Here is a 10118-nt window from a genome sequence, read left to right as displayed (position 1 = left end):
GTGGAGACGATGGGACTCGAACCCACGACCCCCTGCTTGCAAAGCAGGTGCTCTAGCCAACTGAGCTACGTCCCCTGGGTCGGTTCAGCGTAGTGCTCTAGAGTGCCGGGCTGTGGAGGGACGGGCCATCGGAGCAGCCATCGCCGTCGCGCTCCTGGTGGCGGCACTGGGGGCGTGGTCGGCGTTGCGCTGGGACGGGCAGAACGTGGTGGACGCCGCGGCCGACCTGTCGGACGTGGCCAGTGCGGCCGAGGGGGGCACCACCAGCGTCCCGGCGGCAGACGCGCCACAGCCGCCCCCACCGACCACCCCGACCTCCGTCGTCGTGCCCGACTGCGTCATCGGCGACGAGGTGTCCGTCGGCGACCCGGCCGAGGACTACGGCACGATCGTGGTCGACGCCAACCGCGCCCTGCCCGGCGACTTCGAGCCCCCCGACCTGGTGAGCGCCGCCGAAGCCGGGTTCGAGACCGACGACATGATCCGGCAGATCATCGTGGAGGACCTCGGCGCCCTCCGCGTCGCCGCCGAGGAGAACGGCACGCCCCTCGGCCTCGTCTCCGCCTACCGCAGCTACTCCTACCAGCAGAACCTCTACGACCGTGAGGTCGCCGAGGAGGGCGAGGTCGAGGCCCAGAAGGAGACCGCCCGACCGGGCCACAGCGAGCACCAGCTGGGAACCGCCTTCGACCTGCTGGAGGCCGGATCGCAGAACCTGGTCCCCGCCTTCGCCGAGACCGCCACCGGCCAGTGGCTGGCCGAGCACGCCCACGAGCACGGGTTCGTGATCAGCTACCCCGACATGCCGACCACCCGCACCTGTTACTCGTTCGAGCCCTGGCACCTGCGCTACGTCGGCCACGACGTCGCGGCCCAGATCCACGACTCCGGGCTGGCGCCCCGCGAGTGGATGCTCAGCCGGCCCGAAACTCCCTGAGCACAGCCAGCAGCTACCGTCGCTTCGTGCTCCGCCGCAACCGTGCCCTCCCACTGCTCGCGGGCCTGCTCCTCGTCCTGGCCGCCGTGGCCTGCGCCAAGGAGTCGGACGACGCTGCGCTGTCGACCCGCACCGACGACGACCAGTCCGCCACCGACGACGGCAGCGACGGCACCGACAGCGGCAACGGTGACGGGGGCACCAACCCCGACGACACGCTCGACTGGGGGGACTGCGGCTTCGAGGGCGAGTGCGCCACCCTCGACGTGCCGCTCGACTACGACGAGCCCGACGGCGACACGCTCACCGTCAGCATCGGGCGCACGCCCGCGACCGGCGACCGGATCGGTGCGCTGTTCCTGAACCCCGGTGGCCCGGGCGCCACCGGCAGCGACTTCGCCGCCCAGATGGCCACCGCTCTGCCCCCCGACGTCACCGAGCACTTCGACATCGTGGGCGTCGACCCCCGCGGCACCGGCGCCAGCGCCATCGACTGCGGGGCCGACTTCGCGGAGCTCTACGGCGTCGACTACAGCCTCGACTCCCCCGAGGACGAGGAGACCCTCCTCGACGTCAGCCAGGAGTACGTCGACGACTGCGAGGCGGCGGAAGGTGACGTGCTCAGCCACCTGGGCACCCGCGACGTCGCCCGCGACATGGACGCCGTGCGCGAGGCCATGGGCGACGACCAGATCAGCTACCTCGGCTACAGCTACGGCACCAGCATCGGGCAGGTGTACGCCGACCTGTTCCCCGAGCGGGTGCGGGCGATGGTGCTCGACGGCGTCGTCGAGCTGGGCCCGACCGGCACCGAGTCGGCGGAGCTGCAGGCGCTCGGCTTCGAGAAGGCGCTGCAGGCGTTCGCCGACGACTGCGACGCCGACGACAGCTGCCCGCTGGCGCCCGACGCCATGGCCGGGATCGACGAGATGTCGGCCGCGGTGGAAGAGGCCCCCATCGACGCCTCGCCCCGCGACCTCGGACCTGGCGACCTCGCGATCGGCCTCGCCCTACCGCTGTACTCGCAGCAGCTGTGGCCGTCGCTCGCCCAGGCGGCGGCCGACGCGCTCGACGGCGACGGGTCCGGCATGGTCAGCCTCGCCGACGAGTACCTGTCGATCGGCAGCTTCGACATCTACTTCGCCGTCAACTGCCTCGACGGCGAGTGGCCCGCCGAGCCGCAGGAGCTCCTCGACGACGGCGCCGCCATGGCCACCGACGCCCCGCACTTCGGCGAGTCGATCGTGAACGACTACGTCCGCTGCGCCATGTGGCCGGTCGAAGCCGAGCCGCTGACCGAGGTGACCGCACCCGAAGCCCCGCCGATCGTCGTCGTGTCGACCACCAACGACCCGGCGACCCCCTACGAGGCCGGCGTCCGCACGGCGGAGAAGCTGACCACCGGCGTCCTGGTCACCTACGAGGGCGACGGGCACACGGTGGTCGGCAACGGCGTGAGCTGCATCGACGACGCGATCGCCACCTACCTGGTCGACCTCGAGCCGCCCGAGGACGGCCTCACCTGCAGCTGAGCCGCAGGACCAGCCTGAGCTAGCCGGCCGAACCCTCGGCGACGAGGCGGTCGAGCGTGAGCTCCGGGTGTTCGGCCTCGACCCGGGCCAGCCAGTAGGGGCTCTCGAACAGGGCGTACCGGGTGCCGTCGGCACGGGCGAGGACGTCGACGCCCGGCAGCGCCCGCAACGCCGACTCCGATGCCTCGTCGGTTCGCCGGGCGACCGTGTACGCCGTCGGCGACAGCTCGGTGGGCGCACCGAACTCGTTCTCCAGCCGCCACAACGCCACCTCGAGCTGCATGGGTCCGACGGCAGCCAGCACCGGCGCCTGGTCGCCCCGGTCGCGGTCGCGCAGCACCTGCACCACGCCCTCCTCGTCGAGCTGGGCGATGCCCCGCCGGAACTGCTTGAACCGACCGGTGTCGCGGGTGCGGGCGACGTGGAAGTGCTCGGGGGCGAACTCCGGCAGCCGGGGATAGGCGACGGGCGTGTCGACGTAGAGGGTGTCGCCCACCTTGACGTCGGCGGCGTTGACCAGGGCGACGATGTCGCCGGGGAAGGCCTCGTCGATGGTGCCGCGCTCCTGCCCGAACACCGAGTGGGCGTACTTGGTGGCGAACGGCTTGCCGGTCGGCTGGTGGGTGACGACCATCCCCCGCTCGAACTTCCCCGAGCACACCCGCACGAACGCGACCCGGTCGCGGTGTGAGGGATCCATGTTGGCCTGCACCTTGAACACGAACGCCGAGAAGGGGTCGCCCAGCTTGCGGGCCGCGCCGTCGCGGTCGATCCGGGGCCCGGGCGCCGGCGCCATGCCGATGATGGCGTCGAGCAGCGGACGCACCCCGAAGTTGGTGAGCGCCGAACCGACGAACACCGGCGTCTGCTCCCCGGCCTCGAAGAGCATCGGGTCGATCTCGGCCCCCGTACTGTCGAGCAGCTCCAGCTCCTCGGCGGCGGCGGTCCAGGCCTCGCCCTCCTCCAAAGCCGCCTCCTCCGGCGACACGAACTCCTCCCCGGCCTCGGCGGCACCGTGGGCCGTGCGGCCGTAGCGGACGTAACGGCCGTCGCGCCGGTCGACCAGGCCCCGGAAGTCGCCGGAGATGCCGACCGGCCAGGTGATGGGCACGGCCTGGAGGTCGAGCCGCGACTCCAGCTCGTCGAGCAGGGCCAGGCCCTCCTGCCCGGGCCGGTCCCACTTGTTGACGAAGGTGAGCAGGGGCACGCCCCGCACGCGGCACACCTCGAAGAGCTTGAGGGTCTGCGGCTCGATGCCCTTGGCGGCGTCGAGCACCATGATCGCGGCGTCGACGGCGGCGAGCACGCGGTAGGTGTCCTCGGAGAAGTCGCGGTGGCCCGGGGTGTCGAGCAGGTTGAAGACGTGGTCCTGGTAGGGGAACTGCAGCACGGCGGACGTGATCGAGATGCCGCGCTTCTGCTCCAGCTCCATCCAGTCGGACCGGGCCCGGCGCCGCTCACCCCGGGCCTTGACCTGTCCCGCCTCCTGGACCGCACCGCCGTAGAGCAGGAACTTCTCGGTGAGGGTGGTCTTGCCCGCGTCGGGGTGGCTGATGATGGCGAAGGTGCGGCGGCGTGCGGCTTCCGCGGCAGGGAGGAGGTCTTCGGGCGACATCAAACGGACCAACCAGAGGCGAGGGGACGAGCCAGGCTATCTGGGGCACCGCTCGGGGAGGGAGTGAGATCGAGCCGGGGGGCCGGGTCGACGACCGGCAGCGTGACTGTCCCCGAGAGTCCCGCCCGCCGTGACTCTCGGGGACAGCAAGCCGCCGGGGGAAGCGGCTCTGCCGGTGTGGCGGTGGTGGCTCCGACCGTCCGCCCGCCGGGGCCACCACCGCGCTCTCACTGATCGCAAGGTACGACGGCCCAGGTCCGGCGCCATCGGGGGGAATCCCCCGCAGCCCCCGGCGGTCTCGGGGATTCCCCCTGTCGCCTGACGGGGTAAGGACGACGTCAGGTGTCGGCGTCGACAACGGCGACCGTTCCAAAGGGGGTCACATGAGCAGCAAGCAGGACCCGGGCTACGACAGGGTCACCCGGCAGACACGTGAGTTCGCCCGGATCGACGAGCAGGTGCTCCGGGGTGCCGGGCGGGGACCGACGGCCGCCGAGGCGGCAGCGGCCGAGCACGCCCCGCCGGTGAAGGAGCGGACCCGCCAGGCCTACAAGGAGATGGTGTGGCGGGGCGCCCACCAGCGCGGCGAGGGCCGCCTACCCGGCTGACCCGAGCGTCCTGACGGCCCCGAGGGTCAGACGAACGTCGGGGTGACGCCGATGGCGTCGTAGACCGCCGCGACGAGCCCGGTGGTGCGGGGGTCGCCGGCGAGGTTCGCCAGCATCCGGTTCATGGCGTACCCGAACGCCACCCCGTGGTCGGGATCGGCGAAGGCCATCGAACCGCCGGCACCCGAGTGACCGAAGCCCCGTGGGCCGCCGTAGGGCGAGAACGGGGACGAGAGCATGAAGCCGAGCCCGAACACGGTCTCGAACAGCAGCACCTTGTCGGGCCCGGATGTCTGCACCTCGAGGGCCGCCGTGGTCTGCTCGGGTGTGAGCAGCGGCCCGACGACGGCGCCGTCGTGGGTCACCTCGCCGATGACCGCGGCGTAGAGCCGGGCCAGCGACCGGGCGTTGCCGACCCCGTTGGCGGCCGGCAGCTCGGCGGCCCGCACCTCGGGACGGTTGAACATCCCCTCCTGCGTGAGCAGCCCGGGGACGCCGCCGAGCGCCTTGAGCACCAGCGCGTCGGGCCCGAGGGCGTCGGTGATCATCTGGGCGAGGTCCTTGCCCTCGCCGGGCTGGGGCGGCGCCGACCCGTCGCGGGGCCCGCGGTTGGTGAGCGGTGCGACGAGCGCCTGCTTGTCGTCGGGCAGGCCCACCCAGAAGTCGAGGCCCAGCGGGCCGGCCAGCTCCTCGGCCACGAACTGCCCGACGCTGCGACCGGAGATGCGGCGGATGACCTCGCCGACGAGCCACCCGTAGGTGACGGCGTGGTAGCCGTGGCCGCTGCCCGGCTCCCAGACGGGCTCCATGGCGGCCAGCGCCTCGACCACCGGGTCCCAGGCCAGCACCTGCTCGAGGGTCAGGTCGGCGTCGACGTAGGGCAGGCCCACCTTGTGGCACAGCAGCCAGCGCACCGGCACGTCGGCCTTCCCGGCGGCGGCGAACTCGGGCCAGTACTCGGCGACGGGGGCGTCGACGTCGAGCAGCCCCCGCTGGACCAGCAGGTTGGCGCACAGCGCGGTGACGCCCTTGGTGGTGGAGAACACGAGTTGGAGGGTGTCCTCGTCGTAGGGGAGCTCGGTGTCGACCTGGCGCACGCCGCCCCACAGGTCGACCACCTTGCGGCCCTCGACGTACACGGCCACCGCCGCGCCCACCTCGCCGTGCTCGGCGAAGTTGTCGTCGAACGCCTGGCGGACGCCCTCGAACCCCGGCTCCACGTACCCGGATGCCTTGCTGCCTTCCACCAGGTTCGTCACAGTGTCCTCCGGTTCCCCCGCGATGGTTGCGGGTCAGCCTGCCCTGATTGCATCTTCAGTGCAACCAATCGCCGAGGCCCCCGGCACCGTGTCGCGGAGGCCACCAGCTAATCTGAGAACAGTTCTCACCAGGACCTTGACGCATGAGCGAGCCCAGCGCTGACCTCCACACGATCGTGACCCGACGGCTGCGGCACGTCGGGCAGCGCTTCACGTCGCAACGCCGGTCCCTGGTCGACGTGCTGGCGGCGGCGCCGTCACCGCTGACCCTGCCCCAGCTGCTGGAGCGCTCGTCGGGCCTGGCGCAATCGTCGGCCTACCGCAACCTGGCCGTGCTGGAGCGCGCCGGGGTCGCCCACCGCATCGTCACCACCGGCGACCACGCCTGCTGGGAGCTGGCCGAGGACCTCACCGAGCACCACCACCACCTCATCTGCAGCGGCTGCGGCGACGTCACCGACTTCACGGTTCCCAGCGAGATCGAGCGCCGCCTCGACACCGCGCTGACCGAGGTCGCCACGGGTGCCGACTTCCGGGCACTGCACCACCGGCTCGACCTCGTCGGCCTCTGCACGCGCTGCCGTTAGCCGACAGGCCGGTCGGGTTTGCGCGGGGTGGCCGCGACTCGTCAGCCTTTGCACCGATGCGTCGAACCCTTCTCCTGGCTATCCCTCTCGTCGCGGCCCTGCTGGTGGCCGGTGCCTGCAGCGACGACGATGACGACTCGGTCCCCCAGACCGGCAACCGTCCCACGAACACCACCGAGGCGACCACCACGACGTCGACGACGCTCCCTCCCGAGACGACGACGACGGTGCCCGGCGAGGGCGGCGAGGTCGTCGAGGGTGACGGCGGCGCGCCCGACACCAGCGTCCCCCCGCCCCCGCCCGAGTCGACCACGACGATCCTCGACAGCGGGAGCACCACCACCATCCCGGTGTAGCGGAGGTACAGCGAAGCGTCAGATGTAACGGACCGGGGGCCGATGGGTCGAAGTTGGACCCCACCCCGTTCAGTCCTGTTCATCTCGCGTCTTGCTGGAGGACTCCGCCCTGTGTCGTACGTCGTGATCTTCCCTGGCCAGGGAGCCGCCACTCCGGGCGCCGGCCAGGTGTGGAAGGACCACGACGCGTGGGCGACCGTGACCGAGGCCGAGTCGATCCTCGACCGGCCGCTCGGCCGCCTCCTCCTCGACGCCGATGCCGACGAGCTGGCGACCACCCGGGCCAGTCAGCTGGCCGTGCTCCTGGGCTCGCTCATGGCCTGGGACACGCTGTCGGACCAACTGGACGAACGACCCGTGGCCTTCGCCGGCCACTCGCTGGGGCAGATCACGGCGCTGATCGCCGCCGGTGCCGTCGACCGGAGCGACGGGCTCCGGCTCGCCGCCCGCCGCGCCGACGTGTCGCAGGACAGCGCCGACGCCCGGACGGGACGCATGGCGGCGCTGCTGGGCGCCGACGTGGAGCTGGCCGAGAACGCCTGCGCCGACGTCGATGCCTGGGTGGCCAACGACAACGCCCCCGGCCAGGTGGTGATCGCCGGCACGCCCGACGGTCTCGAGCAGGCCGCCGAGCGGGCGAGGGAGCTGGGTGCCCGCAAGGTGATGCCGCTGGCCGTGGGCCACGCGTTCCACACACCTCTGCTGGCCGACGCCGCCGAGGCGCTGACCCCCCTCCTCGACACCGTCACCTTCCGGACCGCCGCGACCCCCGTCGTCACCAACACCGACGCCGCGCCCGTCACGGCGCCGGACGCTTGGCCGCAGCTGCTGCGCCGGCACCTGGTCGAGCCGGTGCGCTGGACCGACTGCCAGCTCGCCCTGGTCGCCCTCGGCGCCGACACGTTCGTGGAGGTCGGCCCCGGCCGCGTCCTCGCCGGCATGGCGAAGCGCACGGTGCCCGACGTCCGGATCCTCAACGTCACCACCCCCGACGACATCGCCGACGTCGCCCAGCAGCTCGCCGCTGCCGTCCCGTCCCGATGACCTCCCCCGCCCGACCGGAGACGATCACATGAGCCAAGTCGACCACACCGCCCTCGCCGAGGACCTCCACGTCCCGGAGAGGCTGATCGCGGCTCCCGTCGCGGGGGTGTTCTCGCTGCTGCCTCCCGACGTCGTGACCAGCGAGGGCGAGATCGTCCAAGCGGGCCAGGCCATGGGGTTCATCGAACGCAACGCGGAATCGGTGACGGTGGTCAGCCCCCACACCGGGTTCCTGATGGGCTTGCTCGCACTCCCCGGCGAGCGGGTCCGCGACGGTCAGCCCCTGGCGTGGGTGCGGGTCCTCTCGTGAGCTCGGGGCTGCTGACCGAGTGGGGCACCGCGAGCGCCCCCACCACATCGACGCTCCAGGCCCGCTTCGCCGTCGCCGGCTGGGGCGGGGCGCTGCCCGAGCGGCGCGTCACCAACGACGAGCTGGCACTGCGGCTCGACACGAGCGACGCCTGGATCAGCACCCGCACCGGCATCCGCGAGCGCCGGGTCGGCGGGCCCGGTGAGTCGACCGGTCCCCTCGCCGTCGCCGCCGCCCGCGACGCCCTCGTCCGAGCCCGGATGCTCCCCAACGAGCTCGACCTCGTCGTCGTCGCCACCACCACGCCCGAGCAGCCGATGCCGTCGACCGCGGCGCTGGTGGCCGCCGAGCTGGGCACCCCCGCCGGCGCCTTCGACCTGAACGCGGCCTGTGCCGGCTTCGTCTACGGCATGGTCGTGTGCGGCTCCCTCATCGAGACCGGCATCGCCCGCAAGGTGCTGCTGGTCGGGGCCGACACGCTCACCCGCAGCGTCGACCCGGCCGACCGCGGCACCGCCGTGCTCTTCGGCGACGGCGCCGGAGCCGTGGTGCTCGTGCGCGACGGCACCAGCGAGCAGGACGGCGGGCTCCTGGCCTCCGACCTGGTCGACGACCCCGAGGGCGCCGAGCTGCTGACCATCACTGCCGGCGGTTCGGGCCGACCCACGACGGTCGAGAGCCTCGCCGCCGGCGAGCAGCACCTGCGCATGGACGGCCCCGAGCTGTTCCGCCGGGCCGTGCGGGCCGTGTCCGACTCGGTGACCCGCACGCTCGCCGCCGCCGGCTGCACCCCCGCTGACGTCGACCTGTTCGTGCCCCACCAGGCCAACGCCCGCATCATCGACGCCGTGCTGGCCCGCGTCGGCCTCGCCCCCGAGCAGGCGGTCCAGACCGTCGACCGGCACGGCAACACCTCCGCGGCCTCGGTGCCGCTGGCGCTGAGCGAGATCGCCGAGACCGGCCGGCTGCGCGACGGCAGCCTCGTGCTGGTGACCGGTTTCGGTGCAGGCCTCACGGTCGGCACCGGTCTCCTACGCTGGCGGACATCGTGGGACGAACAGAAGTGAGCGACGGCAAGCGCGTCGCGTTCGTGACGGGCGCGTCGGGTGGCATCGGCGCCGCCGTGGCCCGAGCGCTGGCGGCGGACGGGAAGCTGGTGGCGGTGGGTTACGCCGGCCGGCAGGACGCCGCCGAGCAGACCGCCGGCCAGATCGAGGGCGAGGGCGGCACCGCCCGGGTGGTGCACATCGACGTGTCCGACCCCGGCGGCGTCGACGCCGCGTTCACCGACGTCGAGCAGGCCTTCGGGCCCGTCGAGGTGCTGGTCAATGCGGCCGGCGTCAACCGCGACAAGCTGCTCGTGCAGCTGAGCGAGGACGACTGGCAGCACACGCTCGACACCGACCTGTCGGGCCCCTTCCGCACCACCAAGCGGGCGCTGCGGCCGATGATCCGGGCCCGGTTCGGCCGGGTCGTGCAGGTGTCGTCGATCGTGGGCGCCATGGGCTCGCCGGGCCAGGCCAACTACGCCGCCGCCAAGGCCGGGCTGGTGGGCTTCAGCCGCTCGGTGGCCCGCGAGGTCGCGTCCCGCAACATCACCGTGAACGTGGTCGAGCCGGGTCCGATCGACACTGCCATGATGGAGTCTCTGCCCGAGCAACGCCGTGAGCTCCTGGTTGCGGCCACCGCCGTCGGTCGCCTGGGCCGTCCCGAAGAGGTGGCCGCCCTGGTGGCGTTCCTGTGCTCCGACAGCGCGTCCTACATCACCGGCGCGGTCGTCCCTGTGGACGGCGGCGTCGGCATGGGACGCTGAGCACCCGGCACCGGACCACCGTCCGATCGAGTCCGACATCCCGAGAGAACTGGAGAA

General features: G+C 72.5%; 11 protein-coding genes and 1 tRNA gene. 9 read left to right on the top strand and 3 right to left on the bottom strand.

The annotated features are described in order from the left end of the window. Position 1 precedes the first annotated feature (1 nt). Positions 2 to 75, bottom strand: a tRNA-Ala gene (locus VK611_30270). Positions 76 to 112: 37 nt separating this feature from the next. Here VK611_30270 and VK611_30265 point away from each other — a divergent pair. Together VK611_30265 and VK611_30260 are read left to right on the top strand one after the other, a co-directional pair. Further along, on the top strand, positions 113 to 937 hold the full coding sequence (locus VK611_30265) for a M15 family metallopeptidase (protein HMG45654.1): 825 nt from the start codon (positions 113 to 115) through the stop codon (positions 935 to 937). Between the two features lie 26 nt (positions 938 to 963). Further along, positions 964 to 2469, top strand: a complete 1506-nt coding sequence (locus VK611_30260) for an alpha/beta hydrolase (GenBank protein HMG45653.1) — start codon at positions 964 to 966, stop codon at positions 2467 to 2469. A gap of 19 nt (positions 2470 to 2488) precedes the next feature. Here the strand turns inward: VK611_30260 and VK611_30255 are convergent, their stop codons facing one another. Then, positions 2489 to 4084: a peptide chain release factor 3 gene (locus VK611_30255; protein ID HMG45652.1), complete on the bottom strand. Its 1596-nt coding sequence runs from the start codon at positions 4082 to 4084 to the stop codon at positions 2489 to 2491. Positions 4085 to 4467: 383 nt separating this feature from the next. On the opposite strand from VK611_30255, the gene VK611_30250 reads away from it, so the two are divergent. Beyond that, positions 4468 to 4692: a hypothetical protein gene (locus VK611_30250; GenBank protein ID HMG45651.1), complete on the top strand. Its 225-nt coding sequence runs from the start codon at positions 4468 to 4470 to the stop codon at positions 4690 to 4692. Between the two features lie 26 nt (positions 4693 to 4718). On the opposite strand, the gene VK611_30245 is transcribed toward VK611_30250, so the two are convergent. Then, positions 4719 to 5939 (bottom strand): serine hydrolase domain-containing protein, encoded by a 1221-nt coding sequence (locus VK611_30245; GenBank protein ID HMG45650.1) that lies wholly within the window; start codon positions 5937 to 5939, stop codon positions 4719 to 4721. A 155-nt stretch (positions 5940 to 6094) separates the two neighbouring features. On the opposite strand from VK611_30245, the gene VK611_30240 reads away from it, so the two are divergent. The 6 genes from VK611_30240 to VK611_30215 all read left to right on the top strand — a co-directional run bounded on the left by VK611_30240 (position 6095) and on the right by VK611_30215 (position 10061). Then, a complete protein-coding gene (locus tag VK611_30240) occupies positions 6095 to 6538 on the top strand; it encodes a transcriptional repressor (GenBank protein ID HMG45649.1) in 444 nt (147 codons plus the stop codon). A gap of 56 nt (positions 6539 to 6594) precedes the next feature. Continuing rightward, positions 6595 to 6894 carry a hypothetical protein gene (locus VK611_30235; protein ID HMG45648.1) on the top strand — a complete coding sequence of 100 codons (300 nt, stop codon included), beginning with the start codon at positions 6595 to 6597 and terminating at the stop codon, positions 6892 to 6894. A gap of 111 nt (positions 6895 to 7005) precedes the next feature. Beyond that, positions 7006 to 7938: an ACP S-malonyltransferase gene (locus VK611_30230; GenBank protein HMG45647.1), complete on the top strand. Its 933-nt coding sequence runs from the start codon at positions 7006 to 7008 to the stop codon at positions 7936 to 7938. Between the two features lie 28 nt (positions 7939 to 7966). Next, positions 7967 to 8248 (top strand): hypothetical protein, encoded by a 282-nt coding sequence (locus VK611_30225; GenBank protein HMG45646.1) that lies wholly within the window; start codon positions 7967 to 7969, stop codon positions 8246 to 8248. Then, complete coding sequence (locus tag VK611_30220; GenBank protein HMG45645.1) at positions 8245 to 9315, top strand: beta-ketoacyl-ACP synthase III; 1071 nt, start codon at positions 8245 to 8247, stop codon at positions 9313 to 9315. The genes VK611_30225 and VK611_30220 overlap by 4 nt, the downstream gene beginning before the upstream one ends. Beyond that, a complete protein-coding gene (locus tag VK611_30215) occupies positions 9297 to 10061 on the top strand; it encodes a 3-oxoacyl-ACP reductase family protein (protein ID HMG45644.1) in 765 nt (254 codons plus the stop codon). Before VK611_30220 ends, VK611_30215 begins: the two co-directional genes overlap by 19 nt. The last annotated feature ends 57 nt before the right edge of the window (positions 10062 to 10118 follow it).

It is taken from the genome of Acidimicrobiales bacterium (genome assembly GCA_035316325.1).
Lineage (GTDB): Bacteria > Actinomycetota > Acidimicrobiia > Acidimicrobiales > VFJN01 > DASXTK01.
This window is presented reverse-complemented; position numbering and strand designations above follow the sequence as displayed.

Excerpts from the sequence above, each read along its gene's own strand:
- VK611_30255 (HMG45652.1), bottom strand. The coding sequence starts at position 4,084 with ATGTCGCCCGAAGACCTCCTCCCTGCCGCGGAAGCCGCACGCCGCCGC.
- VK611_30250 (HMG45651.1), top strand. The coding sequence starts at position 4,468 with ATGAGCAGCAAGCAGGACCCGGGCTACGACAGGGTCACCCGGCAGACA.
- VK611_30240 (HMG45649.1), top strand. The coding sequence starts at position 6,095 with ATGAGCGAGCCCAGCGCTGACCTCCACACGATCGTGACCCGACGGCTG.
- VK611_30235 (HMG45648.1), top strand. The coding sequence starts at position 6,595 with ATGCGTCGAACCCTTCTCCTGGCTATCCCTCTCGTCGCGGCCCTGCTG.
- VK611_30225 (HMG45646.1), top strand. The coding sequence starts at position 7,967 with ATGAGCCAAGTCGACCACACCGCCCTCGCCGAGGACCTCCACGTCCCG.